This window comes from Cryobacterium sp. 10I1 (genome assembly GCF_035019805.1).
GTDB classification, from domain to species: Bacteria; Actinomycetota; Actinomycetes; order Actinomycetales; family Microbacteriaceae; genus Cryobacterium; species Cryobacterium glucosi.
The window spans coordinates 1-244 of sequence record NZ_JASJVF010000678.1 but is presented as its reverse complement, the minus strand read 5'-3'; the positions used below and the strand labels follow the sequence as shown (position 1 = coordinate 244).

Below are 244 nucleotides of genomic sequence, written 5' to 3'. Positions count from 1 at the left end.
ATCCAGGACCGCGGCCGCCGCCACCCCGGTGCAGTACCTCGTGTTCGACGTGCTCGAACGCGACGGGGTCGACCTCAACCGCACGCCGTACTCGGAGCGACGGGCGATCCTCGAGTCGCTCGTCACGGGCGACGGGGCGGTGCAGCTGTCGCCTGACCTGCCCGGCGACGCGCAGGATGCCGTGCGGGTGAGTCGCGAGCTCGGCCTCGAGGGCATCGTCGCGAAGGACGCCGACGGCGGATAC

The 244-nt window shown here is 72.1% G+C and carries 1 pseudogene; it reads left to right on the top strand.

Annotation, left to right across the window (positions count from 1 at the left end):
* Window positions 1-244, top strand: a pseudogene (locus tag QN345_RS20305) (hypothetical protein); the annotation flags it as partial.